The sequence below is a fragment of the Serratia odorifera genome (genome assembly GCF_041448735.1).
Lineage (GTDB): Bacteria > Pseudomonadota > Gammaproteobacteria > Enterobacterales > Enterobacteriaceae > Serratia_F > Serratia_F odorifera.
Window position 1 is genome coordinate 32,961 of sequence record NZ_JBGMUT010000008.1, and the last position, 16,835, is coordinate 49,795.

The 16,835-nt window shown below is 53.7% G+C and carries 14 protein-coding genes; 6 read left to right on the forward strand and 8 right to left on the reverse strand.

Going from position 1 to position 16,835, the window contains the following annotated elements; translation table 11 throughout:
- Positions 1–4: 4 nt before the first annotated feature.
- On the reverse strand, positions 5–1,222 hold the full coding sequence (locus tag ACCC84_RS17845; RefSeq protein ID WP_004956442.1) for a Tm-1-like ATP-binding domain-containing protein: 1,218 nt from the start codon (positions 1,220–1,222) through the stop codon (positions 5–7).
- A gap of 382 nt (positions 1,223–1,604) precedes the next feature.
- Here ACCC84_RS17845 and ACCC84_RS17850 point away from each other — a divergent pair, with 382 nt between their 5' ends.
- The 3 genes from ACCC84_RS17850 to ACCC84_RS17860 all read left to right on the forward strand — a co-directional run bounded on the left by ACCC84_RS17850 (position 1,605) and on the right by ACCC84_RS17860 (position 6,121).
- Positions 1,605–2,144, forward strand: a complete 540-nt coding sequence (locus ACCC84_RS17850; RefSeq protein ID WP_004956441.1) for a TetR/AcrR family transcriptional regulator — start codon at positions 1,605–1,607, stop codon at positions 2,142–2,144.
- Positions 2,145–2,657: 513 nt separating this feature from the next.
- Positions 2,658–5,678, forward strand: coding sequence for an autotransporter outer membrane beta-barrel domain-containing protein (locus ACCC84_RS17855; protein ID WP_039992465.1), 3,021 nt, complete (start codon positions 2,658–2,660; stop codon positions 5,676–5,678).
- 65 nt (positions 5,679–5,743) lie between these two features.
- Positions 5,744–6,121, forward strand: coding sequence for a DUF2599 domain-containing protein (locus ACCC84_RS17860; protein ID WP_004956439.1), 378 nt, complete (start codon positions 5,744–5,746; stop codon positions 6,119–6,121).
- A gap of 40 nt (positions 6,122–6,161) precedes the next feature.
- Here ACCC84_RS17860 and ACCC84_RS17865 read toward each other — a convergent pair whose 3' ends face one another.
- Positions 6,162–7,055, reverse strand: a complete 894-nt coding sequence (locus ACCC84_RS17865; protein ID WP_004956438.1) for a hypothetical protein — start codon at positions 7,053–7,055, stop codon at positions 6,162–6,164.
- Between the two features lie 363 nt (positions 7,056–7,418).
- On the opposite strand from ACCC84_RS17865, the gene ACCC84_RS17870 reads away from it, so the two are divergent.
- The 3 genes from ACCC84_RS17870 (at position 7,419) to ACCC84_RS17880 (ending at position 10,027) form a co-directional block, all read left to right on the forward strand.
- Positions 7,419–8,132: a helix-turn-helix transcriptional regulator gene (locus ACCC84_RS17870; protein WP_004956436.1), complete on the forward strand. Its 714-nt coding sequence runs from the start codon at positions 7,419–7,421 to the stop codon at positions 8,130–8,132.
- A gap of 132 nt (positions 8,133–8,264) precedes the next feature.
- Positions 8,265–8,810, forward strand: a complete 546-nt coding sequence (locus tag ACCC84_RS17875) for an acyl-homoserine-lactone synthase (protein ID WP_004956435.1) — start codon at positions 8,265–8,267, stop codon at positions 8,808–8,810.
- 365 nt (positions 8,811–9,175) lie between these two features.
- Entirely contained in the window at positions 9,176–10,027 is an 852-nt protein-coding gene (locus ACCC84_RS17880) for a helix-turn-helix domain-containing protein (protein ID WP_004956434.1), read from the forward strand.
- Here ACCC84_RS17880 and ACCC84_RS17885 read toward each other — a convergent pair.
- The 6 genes from ACCC84_RS17885 to ACCC84_RS17910 form a co-directional block, all read right to left on the reverse strand.
- Entirely contained in the window at positions 10,017–11,801 is a 1,785-nt protein-coding gene (locus ACCC84_RS17885) for an ATP-binding response regulator (protein ID WP_004956433.1), read from the reverse strand. The genes ACCC84_RS17880 and ACCC84_RS17885 overlap by 11 nt on opposite strands.
- Positions 11,798–12,292 carry a putative pterin-binding protein gene (locus ACCC84_RS17890; RefSeq protein ID WP_004956432.1) on the reverse strand — a complete coding sequence of 165 codons (495 nt, stop codon included), beginning with the start codon at positions 12,290–12,292 and terminating at the stop codon, positions 11,798–11,800. Before ACCC84_RS17890 ends, ACCC84_RS17885 begins: the two co-directional genes overlap by 4 nt.
- A gap of 204 nt (positions 12,293–12,496) precedes the next feature.
- Positions 12,497–13,408, reverse strand: coding sequence for a hypothetical protein (locus ACCC84_RS17895; RefSeq protein ID WP_004956431.1), 912 nt, complete (start codon positions 13,406–13,408; stop codon positions 12,497–12,499).
- 20 nt (positions 13,409–13,428) lie between these two features.
- The gene (locus ACCC84_RS17900) at positions 13,429–13,911 is read right to left on the reverse strand and encodes an Hcp family type VI secretion system effector (protein WP_004956430.1); all 483 of its coding nucleotides are present in this window, start codon (positions 13,909–13,911) and stop codon (positions 13,429–13,431) included.
- Positions 13,912–14,318: 407 nt separating this feature from the next.
- Complete coding sequence (gene gorA / locus ACCC84_RS17905; protein ID WP_004956429.1) at positions 14,319–15,671, reverse strand: glutathione-disulfide reductase; 1,353 nt, start codon at positions 15,669–15,671, stop codon at positions 14,319–14,321.
- A gap of 130 nt (positions 15,672–15,801) precedes the next feature.
- Positions 15,802–16,644, reverse strand: coding sequence for a 23S rRNA (adenine(2030)-N(6))-methyltransferase RlmJ (locus tag ACCC84_RS17910; protein WP_039991385.1), 843 nt, complete (start codon positions 16,642–16,644; stop codon positions 15,802–15,804).
- Positions 16,645–16,835 lie beyond the last annotated feature (191 nt).

The following is a 16,835-nucleotide window of genomic DNA, read 5'->3' on the forward strand; positions in this document are numbered from 1 at the left end:
ATTATTACGATATGGCGGTAATCGCGTGGAACTGCTCAATTATCACCTGAGCAAAAGCCGGATCGTTAATATGATACGGCGTTTTGATTAGCCGACGCTTTTCCGTCTGTATCATGGTGCGTTCCAATGCACGGACGAACGCGGCCAAGGCATGCGGATCCCAAAACGGTTGCCCCGGCGCATCAAGTGCTGATACTCCGCCCTCCGGGATCACCAAACGCACTTCTCCCTGGCAGGCGTTGAGCTTTTCGCCGATCCAGCGCCCCATATGTGCATTTTCTTCCGCCGTGGTGCGCATTAGCGTCACCTGGGTATTGTGGTTGTAAAAGGTGCGATCGGCGTAGCGCGCCGGCACGGTTTTCGGATGGCCAAAATTAATCATGTCCAACGCACCGCAGGACATCACGCATGGAATGCCGGTACGCGCAATTGCGCCGAAGCGGTCTTCACCACAGGCCAGTACCCCGTCGAACAGGTAATCACACACTTCGGTGGTGGTCAGATCCAGCACTGCGTTTAGCAGCAGGCTGTCGATCAGTTTTTCCATGGCGCCGCCGCCGCTGCCGGTAGCATGAAACACCAGGCAGTCCCACTGTGCTTCAATGGCGCTAGTCACCGCCTGAATGCATGGCGTGGTCACACCAAACATGGTCAATCCGGTGGCGGGTTTACTGGCCGCTTCGTCGTCGGTATGAAAGCGCACTGCGCCGGCAATCTGGTGCGCGGCGTTGCCGAGCACTTTACGTGAAATCCGGTTCAGCCCGGCGATATCGGTGACGGAATACAGCATTGCGATGTCGCTGGCGCCGATATAACCGGAAACATCGCCCGCCGCCATGCTGGACACCATCAGCTTTGGCAGACCGATGGGCAGTTGTTGCATGGCTGGAGTGATCATGGCTGTGCCGCCGGAACCTCCCATGCCTAGCAGGGCGGCAACGTCGGTACGGGACAGCATGAAGCGTTCGAAAGCGATAGCCATGGCGGCAATGGCCTGGCCGCGGTTGCGGCAAAACACGGCATCGGCACCATGCGGGTGAAAAGCGGCTACGTCGGCCGCAGAAATATCGGCCGGGTAGCGTGCTGGCATGTTGTATGTAGAAAGATCGACCGTTATGGTGGGTAAACCGAGGTTGTCAATCAAGCTACGCACATACGCCAACTCTTGTCCTTTGGTATCTGCTGTGGTAGCAATATAGACAAAAGCTGGGGCATTTCTCATCGTCTGTTCCTGGAAAGGTCCGGATGTTGACCGAACTGTTTGTTTCTAATGATAACTTATTATTAAAGTTGGAACCCTGGTGTTGAGACAATTAGATACAGCCGATGAATTTATATACATAATGAGACGGTAGTATCATTTATGCAAGCTTAATTTAATCAAAAGTGAGACTGCCGTCTCATTTTGGGTTTTTTTAAAGTCGCTTTTGCGCTGCTGGAGGAGCCAGGATCCGCCAGTTTCGTTTTATAAACATGTCGATTCCGGAGCTGGAAGGCATGAGAAGTGCGAGGTTGATGTGCCACTTACCGCTTTCCCCGCGCCGCGGGACGAATCTTTAACGCATACTCGGGCCAGAACCCGTAAGTTGCTGCTTGCCAGCGCAATGGAACTCTACGACGGCGGCGCTTTCCCCTCGATTACCGAGTTGGCCGCCCATGCGCAAGTTTCCCGTGCCACCGCATACCGCTATTTCCCGACACAAAGCGCCTTGATTGCCGCGGTGGTGGCGGAAAGCCTGGGTCCGATTTTACAATGGGAGCCACGCGACAACGACGCATTGCTACGCATTCAGCAATTACTGGCCTTTGCCTATCCGCAAATGGAACGGCACGAAGGCGCTTTACGCGCGGCATTGCAACTTTCGCTACAACAGTGGGCGAACGCGACGCCGGGCGAAAAATTTGTGCGCGGCAACCGCAAGCGTCTGCTGAAGCTTGCGGTTGAGCCATTGCAAGATAAATTACCCTCGGAGGCGTTGCAGCGGGTTATTCATTCCTTCTCGTTGATTTATGGCTCTGAGGTTTTTCTGGTATTGAAGGATATTTGGGGACTGGATTTGCATGGCATTCAGGATGTCACGCAATGGATGGCAAAAGCGATTATTCGTCAGGCGGAAGAAGACGTGCGCAACAGCAAAAAATAGCCAGCAGGATAATCCATTTTTCGTCGCCAACCGCCGCGAAAACTAGCATATTTCACTAAGCAAAGCGCTTATGTAGTTATAATTTTTACTGATAATAGTATCAGGAACCGCTTTTTCCGATGGGCCGCAGACAATAGGGTTTTGCGGCCTTCCTGGATTAATTTATTGTTATTATTCAATCTATTGCGTTTTCATATATTCGTGAAAATCAACAGCAACTCGATCTGAGAATCGATCCACGCCTGCAATGTCTTATCCCGTGCGTTATCTATTATTTTACGCGGAAATTTTCCTGGATATTTATTGTGCTTCGTCGGCAATAGGCGAGATTTTCATTGTTGTGCTTTATTTATTTGGTGTCGCGAAATCGTCACACACTAAATCAATAAAACATTTGCAAACCAACAATGGATGGTATCTGGGATGGACAGAAATCGTAGAGGAAATAAATCCGCGACAACGGCCGTTGCTCGCTCCGCTCCGCAGATGAAGCATCGAATGAAATTGAGTGCGATGGCTTGCTGCCTGGCGGTAATAGGCAGCGGGGCGCAGGCGGCGTCATATGTAGAAAATGGCAAGCCGGGTGATGCGGCAAGCTGGCGTAGCAATGAATTCAACGCCGAATGGGGCCTGGCAGCTATTCATGCCGATAGTGCCTACGCTGCCGGCTATACCGGCAAAGGGGTAAAACTGGGCATATTCGACCAGCCGGTGTATGCCCAGCACCCGGAGTTTGCCAGCTCAGGCAAGGTGATAAATTTGGTGACCAGCGGGATTCGTGAATATACCGATCCGTATATTCCGGTGAAAAAGGGCGATGCATTCCGTTACGACGGAACGCCGAGCGTCGATTCCGACGGCGAATTGGGGTCGCATGGCACCCACGTCGGCGGTATTGCCGCTGGCAACCGTGACGGCGGAGAAATGCATGGCGTGGCGTTCAATGCGCAGATCATCAGCGCGGAAAACGGCGATCCCGGCCCTGAGGATGGCATTATCCTCGGCAACGATGGCGCGGTTTATCAGGCCGGTTGGGATGCGTTGATTGCCAGCGGCGCACGTATCATCAACAACAGCTGGGGTATCGGCATCACCGAAAAATTCGAGCAGGGCGGCAAGGACCCGGCCTACCCACACTTCACGGTGGATGATGCCGGTAAACAGTTCGATCAGATCAGGAAAATCCTCGGCACCAGGCAGGGCGGCGCCTACCAGGGGGCGATCGATGCGGCCCGTAGCGGCATCGTCACCATCTTTGCCGCCGGCAATGACGACAATCTGAATAATCCCGACGCCATGGCCGGTCTGGCGTACTTCGTGCCGGATATCGCGCCGAACTGGCTGTCGGTTGCCAGCTTGCAGGATCCGGCCAACAACGGTGATTACAGCATCAGCACCTTTTCTTCGCGCTGCGGCTATACCGCCAGTTTCTGCGTTTCGGCGCCGGGCACCCGCGTTTACAGCTCGATAATCGAAGGCAATAGCCTGGAAAATCTCACTACCGGTTATGCCAAATACAGCGGTACCTCGATGGCGGCGCCGCATGTGGCCGGCAGCATCGCGGTGCTGATGGAACGTTTCCCCTACATGACCGGTGCCCAGGTCGCTTCGGTACTGAAAACCACCGCTACCGATATGGGCGATCCGGGTATTGATGCGTTGTATGGTTGGGGGATGATCAACCTGGGCAAAGCGATTAATGGCCCGGGAATGTTCTACACCGCGGCCGATATTCCTCAGCAATTCCGCGTGCCGGCTGGCGATGATGTGGCGTACGGCTCGGGCCAGTTCGTTGCTGACCTGCCGGGTATTGGCGCGGTTATCGATAAGGGCAAGCCGACGGAGCGGGTGTGTGACGACGTGCATTGCGGCCTGGACGTGTGGAGCAATGACATCTCCGGCCACGGCGGCTTGACCAAGCAGGGGATTGGTACGCTGGTGCTGACTGGCAATAACAGCTACGCCGGCCCGACGCTGGTAAATCAGGGCCTGCTGGCGATCAACGGCACGGTGGTGTCGGATGTTTCGGTGCAGAACGGTGGTGTGCTGGGCGGCTCGGGCCGCATTGGTTCCCTGACCGCCAACCGTGGCGCTACCGTGGCACCGGGCAATTCCATTGGTACATTGAATGTCACCAATGATGTTAGCTTCGAAGCCGGCTCGCGCTATCTGGTCGAAACCGCCACCGACGGCAGCAGCGATCGCATCCACAGCGGCGGATCGGCCACCCTCAACGGCGGCGAGGTTGCACTGCTGTTGGAACAGCAGAACCTGCTGTCGGGCACCGCGGCAGCGAATCTGCTTGGTTCCTACACCATTTTGCAGGCCGACGATGGGATTAGCGGTCAATTTAGCTCGGCAAGCACCACCTCTCCGTTCCTGGATGCCAATCTGGCAACGCAGGGCACTCGGTTGACTGCCAGCGTCGCGCGTAATGCCACCACCTTCGCCAGCGTGGCGGCAACGGCCAACGAGCGTGCGGTCGCCTCGGCGGCTGACGGCCTGGCGGTGGGCAACCCGGTGTACCAAAGCATCCTGTCTTCTGACAGCACCGATCGGGCGCGGCAGGCGTTCCGTCAGCTGTCCGGGCAAATCCATGCCGATATTGCCGCGGCGCAGATCAACGACAGCCGCTACCTGCGTGACGCGCTGAACGGCCGCCTGCGCCAGGCTGAGGGGTTGGCCAGCTCGCCGGACATCAAGGCTGACGACGGCGGTGCCTGGGCGCAACTGTTGGGAGCATGGGATCATGCGTCCGGCGATGCCAATGCCACCGGCTATCAGGCCTCGACCTACGGCGTATTGCTGGGGCTCGATAGCGCCTATGCCGACGAATGGCGTTTAGGGGTGGCGACCGGTTATACCCGCACCTCTCTCGACGGTGGCTACGGCTCGAACGCCGACAGCGACAATTATCATCTGGCGGCGTACGGCGGCAAACAGTTCGGTGATTTTGCGCTGCGTGCCGGCGGGGCATATACCTGGCATCGCTTCGATACCGCTCGTTCGGTGAATTACGGCTTGCAGTCCGATCGTGAAACCGCCAAATACAGCGCACGTACCGAGCAACTGTTCGTCGAAGCCGGTTACAGTGTGAAAACCGGTTGGGTCAATCTGGAGCCGTTCGCCAACCTGGCGTATATCAACTTCCAGAACAACGGCATTAGCGAGGATGGCGGCGCCGCGGCATTGCATGGCGACAAGCAACACACCGATGCAACGGTGTCGACGCTCGGTCTGCGCGCCGACCATCAGTGGCAGGTCGGTCGTGAAACGGCGGTGGCATTACGGGGTGAGCTGGGTTGGCAGCATCAGTACGGCGATCTGGATCGGGATACAGGCCTGAAGTTTAACGGCAGTAATGCGCCGTTCGTGGTCAATAGCGTGTCGGCATCACGCGACGGTGCGGTGATCAAGGCCAGTGCGGAAGTGGCGGTGAGCGCCAATGCCGCGCTATCGCTGGGCTATGGGGGCTTGTTGTCCGATCATTACCAGGATAACAGCGTCAACGCCGGTTTTACCTGGCGTTTCTGATTGGCATGATTGGGCGGGGTCAGCGAGCTGGCCCCGTTTTTATTTGGCGAAACAGGAAACACAGCATGAAAAAATGGGCATGGTTTTTCAGTGGCGTATTGGCCAGTTGCTTCGCCTGGCCGGCCAGCGCGGATTATCCATATCGTAATTGCCAACGGTATATAAAATCTGCCAGCTGGATCGAACGCTACGGCGAAATGACATTGGCGGTGATCCCAACCGATTGTGGTCGCAGTATTTACTCACGAGAAACGGATCGGGCATTTGCCGAACTGGTGAATAAATTCGGCAAGGATAAATATTGGCGCAATACCCGCGGAATGCGCGATCAGTTCGCCTGTCATTATTCCATCGCGCGTAAAAAACAGGTCTGGAATCTGGATCCCTACCGTAAAGACGTCGGGTACGAAGCGACGGAAAAAGCCGGCTGCAATCCACATTGAACAACAAGAGGCCGCTTAGCAGCCCCTTTGATACGCTGAATTACGGTTGAACCACCTGATCGGTTTTCACAAAGTGGAAGGTAGCTTCTTCATTGACGCTGCGCGGCAGCGTCATTTTAATGATCGGCAGGAACTTGCCGGTGGCGTTTTTATAGTCCTGTTGATCAAGCTGTGCGTTCTTCAAACCGTCATTGATATAAAACAGGGCTTCGATCGGCAGTCTTGCCGGGTCATGTTCTGTCCATGTTGCCAAGCGCAGTTCGTTTTGCTGGGTTATCGATTCGGCCTGGATCAGTTTCATTGATTTTAGCGTCTGATCAAAGGCCACGGCGGTGTTGCTGCGTGAATTATCGCTCACGTCAAAGCCACACTGATGGCGGTGACGGTTGCTGACGCCGGTTGCGTTATAGTGCTGCAACCACTGTTGAGCGCTTTGGATGCCCTGACTCTGGCAGGCGCGGCTGGTGACCGGGGAATACTGGTTCTGTCCGCAGCCTTTGGCGTCGCGTTCGAAGGTTGCTGCATCGATTGGGAAGGCACACATGACTTCAATGTCTAGTCGCTCTTTTGGCGCACCAAAAATAGGGTAAAGAATAAAGCCGTTATTGTAGCCATATGCCAGCCGTTGAAACTTGGCGTCCTGGCGTAGATAGGAAAATGATACGCCGCCTTGCTGTACCGATTTGGGACTGGGTTGCCAAAACTTGTATTGGTTAGAGTGCTGGGTGCCGCGAAAAATAACCCCCGAACACAAAAATGCCGGTTTTGAATCACTGCCACAATCTTTGGCGGTGTTGTAATAACGTTTGGTCAAGTCTGAGGCCGTTGCCGGCGTGGTGGTTTTGCTTGGCGTTTCCACCAGGGCAAACGCGTTATTGGCAGAGATACCGAAAAAGGCAAGGCTGAACGCCAGCGCCATAGCAGACACTTTCATAATATACTCCCGTCGTTAATTCGATATATTTATTGATAAGCTCACGCCGGCGATCATTGCGACGCCATAATAAATAGGCAGTGGCGAATAATCTGACGTGCTCGATTAGCGAATTAACTATTGACTTGTCTACGGCAGCCAACAACTATCTAATTTGATAGGGTGGTGAAGCTAGCAATATAATTTTTATGCGCTAGGGTTATTAACCAAACAGACACGGTCGGTGGAAGAAGAATTATTTATATTGTTTTATTACCTTCGTCACTCTTTTGCGGCAGCGATGTTCATTATTCATGATCAAACATAAGGATAATGCTAAGGGAAGGTCCTTTATTGTCTGATGTTAAGCGTTATGGAGGAAAAATGAACGAAATATACAATCGCTATGCCAGCTTTCGGATTGATAATTTTAGTCAGCTTGATGAAGTATTGGCAGAGCGATGTCAGGCGATTGGTTTTGACGGGTATTTGCTGGGTGTGACTGGCCACGGGCGCGACATAAACCAGGCGGTGGTGTTGACCAACCATCCGCCGGCATGGCGCGAAACCTATACGCGGTTGGGATACATCAATACCGACCCGACCGTTGCACACTGCCTGGGCGGGCTGTTTCCGCTGGAATGGCAGGCGTGCCCGATAACGGCGGAAACGGCGCCTTTTTGGCAGGAGGCGTCGTATTATGGACTGGCGCATGGCGTATCGTTTCCACTGCATGGCGTACAGGGAGAACAGGGGATCTTGAGCCTGTCGCTGGGTCGGCAACGTCAGCGCGACTATCGCGAGTTAATGCAGCAGCGATGGGGGGAGCTCTATATATTGCGGGATATTTTGTTGCATCATTGCATTCGATTACTTGATGAGAAAAACAAATTGACCGCCACGGTATTAAGCCCGCGTGAAATAGAAGTGTGCAAATGGTTCACCATCGGTAAAACCACGTGGGAGATATCACGCATACTGAATTGCTCGGAGGCCAACGTGAACTTTCATTTCAAAAATATTCGTCGAAAGTTTAACGTCAGTTCTCGTGGCGCGGCAATCATCAAAGCCATTGCCAGCGGCTCGTTGACCTTATAATACCCGGAGTTACACCAGGGAATATATAATAACGGCGCGATAATGATGATCGGAATGTCAACTATCTAAACAGATAGTTCTCCTTAATTCTAATATCGATAATAGTTTTATCTTTATCCCAGAGTCAGGAGCATGATGAAAACGTTAATCGCGGCTCGAGCGGCTATCGATGCCAACCTGTTGCGGCATATGCACCAATTACGTGCCGACACCTTCTATTATAAAAAGCGTTGGGATGTGGTGCTATACGATGGTATGGAGATCGATGCTTACGATGCGTTGAACCCCCTTTATCTGCTGTTGCTGCATGAGGACGGTGAACGGATCGACGGTTGTTGGCGAATGCTGCCCACCACCGGACCCTATATGCTGAAAAATACCTTCCCCTCTTTGTTGGGCTGCCATCAGCCACCGTGCAGTGAAGCGGTGTGGGAACTGTCACGTTTTATCAACTGTGCACCCAACGATCGTGGGCTGGGATTTTCCAGTGTGACGCGGCAGATGATCGAACAGATGATGGCGTATGGACGTCAGCAGCAATTAACAGCCTATGTGACGGTGACGACACTCGGGGTTGAACGTATGATGCGACACCTGGGGCTGGTGATGCGGCGCTTGGGACCTGGCCTGACGATTGGTCGAGAACATTGCATTGCATTACAGATCGATCTTTCCTGACGTTGAGACGGCAAAAAAAAACGGTCCCCTGACGGGGACCGGTTAAAATGGGGGGTACATCTTTATTATTAGCGCTAAAGGCTTTTACTCCGGACGGTATGTCGTTGTTCTGTCGTGTTTTTCTTCAGAACCGACCACCTGAACAGATTTCCCTGGTGTCATTATGGTTATTATAACTGTGTTTCTTGTATTATTTTTATAGTGTGTTGCTGTGTGTAGCTTCTGATACCATGTTTGACTATCGAAGTTGGTATGTCAAGCAATGTTTTGAGAATAAGATTGCATATGATGCTAACATTGTATCAAGCTTGAACACCTATTTACTCCAAAGCGACTGAAAAATTAGAAAAAAATCGAAGGAAAAAATGGATAACAATCACCAGAAATTCGATTCACAGTCGATTGCAAACCGGGTCAGAGCGCTTTTTCTTCATCATGGGATAGGCAAGCGTCAACAGGCAAAAGAACTCAGCCGCATTCTGGCGCTGAGTTTTTCGCATGCGCACCGCAAACTGAAGGGGCAAAGCCCCTGGACGCTGGAACAGATCAACAGCGTGGCAGCGGCGTTGGATGAAACCCCGGCGGCAATCGTCGATATGAATGTGGACAGTGACGCCCCTGCGCAAACTATTGCACGGGATGCCATCTTTTCTGTGGCTGGCGTCGAACTGCCTTGTGTCGCCTATATTGGTCACGAACTGAATGGCGGGCGGTTATCGGATTACGTGGCGTTGCAGCATGACGATCAATGGGTGATTTATCGCGTTGATGATGCGCCGACCGGCAACCGTTATTGCGTCGAGCTGATTGAGATCCGCCCGCACAGTGCCGATGACGAGCGACTGAGCATTGCGGTATTAGACGATTCCCATCAGGCGGCCGATGAGCTGACAAAATACCTCAATAGCCGCGGTTTCCATGCGGTGGCGTTCTATGACGTGGCGGCGTTTTGTCAGGCGTTATCGAAAAGCCTGTTCGACGGTTACGTGGTGGATTGGCTGATAGGGCAGGAAACGGCGGTGCCGTGCATCGAAGCCATTCGTGCCTCCGACAACCCCGACGCGCCGGTATTGGTGCTGACCGGCCAGCTTGGCACCGGTCTGCGCGAATCCGAGATTGCGCAGGCGATGCGTGATTACGACGTACTGGGGCCGTACGAGAAACCGGTGCGGCTTCACGTGATTGAAGCCGCATTGCAACGCTGTTTCAACCTTTAGCGAACAGCGCCGCCAGTGCGTTGGACAGCGCGTCCATGCGTACTGGCTTCATTAAATAGTCATCAAACATCGCCCGTTGCTCGGCGGTCAGCAACTCCGGCGTATAGGCGCTGATGCCGATGATCGGAATATGCCGATTCGGGCCGCGCTGGTTACGCAACTTTTTCGCCAGCGCCGCGCCGTCGATGCCGGGCATCTGCAAGTCCAGCAACAGCGCATCATAAGGGCGCCGCAGCAGCTTTTGCAGCGCGCGCTCCGGTGAATCACACTGTTCATGGCGATAACCCAGCTTATCCAGCAGCGCGGCGAAGGCGTCGCCCACCGATTTATTGTCATCCACCACCAGAACCTGCTGCTCTTTCAGTCGGGTGGCCGCCGGCGTCAACGGGTGTTCCGCCTGATCCGGCTGCGCGTCGCCGAGGTCAACCGGAATGCTGACGATAAAGGTGCTGCCTTTGGCCTGTTCGCTGTAAACGGTGACGCTGCCCTGCAGCAGCGAGACCAGGCCCTGCACGATCGCCAACCCCATGCCGACGCCGCCGTATTGTTTGGTATGTGACTGGTCGAGCTGGGTGAACGGCTGGAAGATCTGCCCGAGTTTTTCTTCTTCGATACCGATGCCGGTATCGGTCACTTCAATGATCAGCGCATTACCGCCCGGCTGGCGTCGCAGGCAGCCATGCACGGTGATAGAGCCGTTTTCGGTGTATTTATAGGCGTTGGTCAGCAGATTGACCAGAATCTGGCGTATGCGCAGCGGGTCGGAATACACCTGCGCGTGGCTAAAATCCACTTCGCACAGCAGCTTGATATGCGCTTTGCGCGTCAGCATACCGATTTCATCTGCCGTTTCCTGGATCAGGCGCTCGGCGTTGAACGGCACGATGCGCAGCTCCATCATGCCGCTGTCCAGATGCGCGTAGTCGGTGAGATCTTTCATCTGACTTTCAATCTGCTGGGCTGCCGTTTCCAGGCGCTGGAAGGTATCGACGTGCTCGGCTGAAACCTTGGTGTTCATCAACACATCGATGGCCGACATGATGCTTTGCAGCGAAGTGCGCAATTCATGGCCGATGGCTCCCAGAAAGGCGTTTTTGGTGCGGGTCGCTTTCTCCGCTTCGATAGCCTTCGCCTGTTGCTCAATGGTGATACGTTGCTGACGCAGCACGATAAGCGTAATGGCAACCAGGGCAATCACCGAGAACATGATAATCACCAGGCCATAAAAAATGATCAGCCTTTTTTCGATGTAATCATCATACGCCACGGTGCGCTGTTTCACTTCCGCATGGTCAGCCAGGTTGGCCATTTCGATCGCGTAGGGTTTCATGTGCTGCATGGCTTGGGAGATGTTGGACAGATCGAGCGGCGAGGCGCTGATGAGCCGATCAAGTCGATCCATTTCTTTCAGCATGTGTTGAATGACCTGCGGATAACCCGGTTCGCGATATAGCGGCTGGGTGGACTCGGAGACCGTTTCCAGCACGTAAAAACGCGAATACAGGATTTCGAAACGCAGCCTGAGCGCCTCAATATCAACCTTGGGCGAATTTTTCTGTTGCTCGACGAAGGTTTCAAATTCTGCCAGCTTGATCGAGAATTTGGCGATCGACCACGAGTAATTCTCCTGCGTACCGGCGATGGCATATAACCCTTTCTTCGACAACGTCGCGCTGTAGTAATAGAGCGTGATGGTTGAAGCGACAAGAAACAGTGCGGCGAAGATGGCCGGAATAGCCAGACGGCCGCCGCTTTTGAACTGGGTTAACTTCATTTGATCACAATCCTGTTGACCTGCCAGATAAAGCGCGAGTTATATAAAGGCGAATTTAATTCGGCGCCGGCGGCGTCGCGCGGATAGACCAGAAACAGGGGCCCGAAGTTTCTGATCTTCAGCATTTCTCCGTCCATTTTGTAGGCGAGAATAATATGGTATTTCTCCACGTCCGAACGCGGGATATCAATGTAGTAATCATTGAGCGCATGCATGGATAGCGTTTGCCCCCTGGCGCCGACCTTGGCCAGAATATCCGCCACCGCCACGCCGTCAAATTTGCGCTTTGGCGTCCATGAAGTGGTGGTGGCAATACTGCTCATGGGCATGGCGAACAGCTCTTGGTCGGTAAACACATAACGTTTGTTCACCGGGTCGGTGAATCGGCTGATATTGCCTGATACTTCCAGGGTAAAACTCAACGCGGAGGTTTGGCTAGCGATCAGGGCCAATAACGCCAACGTAATAGTTCTGATTATGGTTGACAGCATCGGGGGGTTCTCCGCAACGGCAGGCAAGAGTCAATGGATAAATTTAGCAGGCTAAACGGCGACAAAAACAGCGAGTCATGCCGGAGGATGTCACAGAAAAGACAACGGCCAGCAAAGCCGGCCATTGGGACGGGATCCACAGCATCCTGCTGTTAGAATAGCACCCTTTTGCGTGCTATTCGATGCAGCAGGGCAAGGGACGATTTAGAACATACCCGAAATCTCACCCATCAGCTTCAGGTCACTTTTGGAGATATAGGTCGGGCGATTGCTATCATCGGTTAAAGAAACGTACTGCTCATTGCTGAGCAACAGGATTTTCGCCTTCATCGGCGCGGTATCGGTCAGCAATACGGTAGAAAACAGCCGTTCCATCCGCGTTCTGACATCCCCACCATTGGCCAGATCGAGTGGGCGCCGGCTCATATAGGTCATGGCGCTTTTTTTTGCTTTTTCCTCATCTTTGAGGATTTTGACGCGGGTTTCATTGAAAAAGGTGGTGAGCTTGTTTCTGCTTTTCGCCATCTTTTTCATCGCGTCTATCAGCTTCTTATTTTGCCCTACCTGGCGGTCAGACAGAAAGTTGCGTACCGCCAGCACGCAGCCGCTCGAAATTCCCAGCGTGCCAACGGCGGTCATGGCGTAACGGACATAGATATTGGTCATCAGCGTCTGGCCGGCCTGGGCGGCGGCGGTGGCGGCAAAAACGGCGCCGGAACCCGACAGTGCGCCAATGGCACCTACCGCTGCGGCGGCCATGGAGTAATTGCTTTTTTGCGTATCGTCATAGACGTTACCGCCGTAGCCCTTGAGCGCGGTGTTGTATCTGTTGAAAACCGACGGGTTGTCTTGCAACACGTTGCCATTCATATTGCGCAAGCCGATGCTCGCTTCATCGTCGCGTGGCGCGCCGTAATCCTCCAACGATTCCCGCCGCTGGTTGGCGCGCTGTAACTCCATGAAGTTGTTCATGATGCCGGAGTCGGTATCGTTTTCGAACTGCGCCAGCGTCTCTTCGTCCAGCTCGTTAATAAAGGCGAGAATGATCCGCAGGTCATCCTGGCTGAGCAGGCTGCCTTTTAAAACGGATTCGATATCCAGTGTTGGGTCTGCCATAGAACCCCCCCGTGGTCAGGTTATATTTCTTTGTTTTGTTTGATATCCCAACCGGCTTTGGTTTCCGCGCCCTTGGTGCCTTTATCCGTCTGTTCCCAATAATGCAGGTTGACTTTCGACGCCTGGAAGCGGTATTTCACCAGAATATTATCGGTATGGCCGACGCCGGTAAAATCGGCCAATGTCACCAGCACGTCTTCCAGCACAATGCGGGCATATTCCACCTGGCTACCACCGGCCTTACAAATAGAGACTTCAACTTTATTGACGTGTTTGCCGCTGGAGCAGAATTTTAAAATGGCCGGTGTAGATTTATCGATCAGCGCCTGGACTTCCAAATCGCGGTAATTGACTTTGCCACTCCCGCCGCCACCGCCAACCGACATATTGCCTGGCTGAGAGGCACCCCAGGTAAATGACAGTACATCGGTCCAGTTTTTGTGATTGGAATCATGGGACTCACCGGTAACACCTTCAACCTTTAAAAAAGTATCGATTGCCATTTTTCTTCCTGTTTGAGAGTGGATATATTCACCAACAAACTTAACCAACAACCGTTTATTGTCAACGTATCAGGTAACGTTACCGAATGATTAGGATTAACCTCAGCGCTGGTCAAAAAGTAAAAGACAGAAAAAACGCTTTAAGCATTTGAAATCAAACTGGCTTGCCGATAAATATTATTTCTTTCATTTTTCTATAATGTCATTTTTATTATATGAAGTTTTTATTAATCACCACAATAATTACCTTGTTGCTGCTGGCAGTGTTTGACATCAGTTATTATCGGGTTTTAGGCGGGACAGGCTGATAAAAAAGGCCAACTGCCGTAGCCGTTGGCCTAGAGAGAAAGCGGTGTCACACCGTTGAGACACCGACACCGACAGCGACCGATGGCCGCTTTGCCGCGTTAGCGCATGGTGACGAACTCTTCCGCTGCGGTTGGGTGGATCGCCACGGTGTTATCAAAGTCCTGCTTGGTGGCGCCCATTTTCACTGCGACGGCAAAGCCTTGCAGCATTTCATCCATACCGAAGCCGATACCGTGGATCCCGACAATCTTCTCTTCTGCGCCGACGCATACCAGCTTCATGCGGCACGGCTGACGATGCTGGGTCACGGCGCTGTACATGGCGGTGAACGCAGAACGGTACACTTTGACCTGGTCTTCGCCGTATTTCTCTTTCGCTTCCGGCTCGGTCAGGCCGATGGTGCCGATTGGCGGGTGGCTGAACACCACGGTTGGAATATTGCTGTAATCCAGATGCTCGTTCGGCTTGTTGTTGAACAGGCGTTCGGACAGGCGGCGACCGGCGGCGACCGCAACCGGCGTCAGTTCAACCGCGCCGGTGTTATCGCCGACCGCATAGATGCCTTTCACACTGGTATTCTGGAACTTGTCCACTTCGATGTAGCCCTGAGCGTTGGTTTTCACCCCGGTCACGGCCAGATTCAGGTTGTCGGTAGCCGGCTCGCGGCCAATCGCCCATACCAGGCTGTCGACGGTACATGCCTTGCCGTTTTCCAGTTGCAGCGTCAGGCTGCCGTCAGCGTTCTTGACGATGGCTTTCGGCACCGATTCGGTGTGCAGGGTCGGCCCTTCGGTGTTCATGACTTCTACCAGCGTTTCCACGATCAGTGGATCGAAGCTGCGCAGCGGCGCGTGCTTACGCACGAACAGGTGGGTTTCAGCGCCAAGCGCATTCAGCACGCCAGCGATTTCCACCGCGATGTAGCCAGCACCGACCACGGCAACGCGTTTTGGCAGCGCGTCCAGCTCGAAGAAACCGTCGGAATCAATGCCGTATTCCGCCCCCGGAATATCCGGATGGCTTGGGCGGCCACCGGTGGCGATCAGGATATGATCGGCAGTGATTTTTTCGCCGTTGACTTCCACGGTATGAGCGTCAACAAAGCGGGCGAAGCCTTTGATTACATCAACCTTGTTTTTACCCAATACGTTGTCGTAAGAGGTATGGATACGGTCGATATAGGCGGTACGGTTGGCGATCAGTTTTTTCCAGTCAAACGCGTTGACGGTGGTATCGAAACCATAATCCGGACCATATTGATGAATGGCCTCGGCGATCTGCGCCGCGTGCCACATCACCTTCTTCGGTACACAACCCACGTTAACGCAGGTGCCGCCCAGTTCTTTGGCTTCAATCAGCGCGCATTTCTGGCCATACATGGCTGCCCGGTTGATCGATGCGATACCGCCGCTGCCGCCGCCAATTGCTAGATAATCGTAATGTTTCGTCATCTGGGTTTTCCATGAGTTGTGTAATTTGAAGAACGTAAGAGTTTAACGCCTGATGCGGGTTTGTCGCAAAGATTGCGTCAATGGCTGTGATAGGCAGGAATAAGGCGCGCGCAGTGCGCGCCATGCAGGATTATTCCGGCACCACCCAGTTCACCAGATGGTGACCAATGCCCGATGGCACCAACACCTTGTGCAGCCACGGCAGCACGTTTTTCATCTGCTGTTCCAGCTTCCACGGCGGGTTAATGACAATCATGCCGGAGGCGGTCATGCCGCGTTGATCGCTGTCCGGCTTCACCGCCAGCTCGATTTGCAGAATGCGGCGAATGCCGGTGGCTTCCAGATCTTTCAGCATGCGCTTGATCTGCTGGCGCAGCACCACCGGATACCACAGTGCGTAGGTGCCGGTGGCAAAGCGCTTATAACCTTCCTGAATGCCTTTAACCACGTCCTGGTAATCGGTTTTCAGTTCGTAAGGCGGATCCATCAGGATCAGCCCGCGGCGCGATGTCGGGGGCAACTGTGATTTCAACTGCTGATAGCCGTCGGCGCGCTGTACCTTGGCGCGCTCGTCTTTTTGAAACTCGCTGCGCAACAACGGGTAGTCGCTAGGGTGCAGCTCGGTCAGGTGGATCTTGTCCTGTGGGCGCAGCAACTGGCGGGCAATCAGCGGTGAGCCCGGGTAGTAACGCAAGGTGCCGCTGCGGTTAAAATTATGCACCACGCTCATGTAGGCGGCCATTTCTGGCGGAATATCGTCACGTTGCCACAGCAGGCCAATACCTTCGAGATATTCCCCGGTCCGTTCGGCGTGCTCACCGCTCAGCTGATAGCGCCCCGCACCTGAGTGGGTGTCCAGATACAGTAGCGGTTTGTCTTTTTCTTTCAGCGACTCGATGATCAGGCTCTGAACGGTGTGCTTCAGCACGTCGGCATGGTTGCCGGCGTGAAAACTGTGGCGATAACTTAACATGGCTGGTGACGGTTCCTTGTGCTCCATGAGAGGAGCTTTCAATAAGGCATATAATCTGCACAGTATAAACTGTCTGGCCGGGAAAAACTGAACTGCATTAGCGCAGGGAATAAGGCAACCCTCGGGGTATCGGCAAAAACGTGATGGTGGTTGCGCGCGGGTGGATAGCCTGTCGCTATGCCAGCGCGGCC

Excerpts from the sequence above, each read along its gene's own strand:
- ACCC84_RS17860 (WP_004956439.1), top strand. The coding sequence starts at position 5,744 with ATGAAAAAATGGGCATGGTTTTTCAGTGGCGTATTGGCCAGTTGCTTC.
- ACCC84_RS17855 (WP_039992465.1), top strand. The coding sequence starts at position 2,658 with ATGGCTTGCTGCCTGGCGGTAATAGGCAGCGGGGCGCAGGCGGCGTCA.
- ACCC84_RS17845 (WP_004956442.1), bottom strand. The coding sequence starts at position 1,222 with ATGAGAAATGCCCCAGCTTTTGTCTATATTGCTACCACAGCAGATACC.
- ACCC84_RS17880 (WP_004956434.1), top strand. The coding sequence starts at position 9,176 with ATGGATAACAATCACCAGAAATTCGATTCACAGTCGATTGCAAACCGG.
- gorA (WP_004956429.1), bottom strand. The coding sequence starts at position 15,671 with ATGACGAAACATTACGATTATCTAGCAATTGGCGGCGGCAGCGGCGGT.
- ACCC84_RS17865 (WP_004956438.1), bottom strand. The coding sequence starts at position 7,055 with ATGAAAGTGTCTGCTATGGCGCTGGCGTTCAGCCTTGCCTTTTTCGGT.
- ACCC84_RS17900 (WP_004956430.1), bottom strand. The coding sequence starts at position 13,911 with ATGGCAATCGATACTTTTTTAAAGGTTGAAGGTGTTACCGGTGAGTCC.
- ACCC84_RS17850 (WP_004956441.1), top strand. The coding sequence starts at position 1,605 with ATGGAACTCTACGACGGCGGCGCTTTCCCCTCGATTACCGAGTTGGCC.
- ACCC84_RS17875 (WP_004956435.1), top strand. The coding sequence starts at position 8,265 with ATGATGAAAACGTTAATCGCGGCTCGAGCGGCTATCGATGCCAACCTG.
- ACCC84_RS17870 (WP_004956436.1), top strand. The coding sequence starts at position 7,419 with ATGAACGAAATATACAATCGCTATGCCAGCTTTCGGATTGATAATTTT.
- ACCC84_RS17910 (WP_039991385.1), bottom strand. The coding sequence starts at position 16,644 with ATGTTAAGTTATCGCCACAGTTTTCACGCCGGCAACCATGCCGACGTG.
- ACCC84_RS17890 (WP_004956432.1), bottom strand. The coding sequence starts at position 12,292 with ATGCTGTCAACCATAATCAGAACTATTACGTTGGCGTTATTGGCCCTG.
- ACCC84_RS17885 (WP_004956433.1), bottom strand. The coding sequence starts at position 11,801 with ATGAAGTTAACCCAGTTCAAAAGCGGCGGCCGTCTGGCTATTCCGGCC.
- ACCC84_RS17895 (WP_004956431.1), bottom strand. The coding sequence starts at position 13,408 with ATGGCAGACCCAACACTGGATATCGAATCCGTTTTAAAAGGCAGCCTG.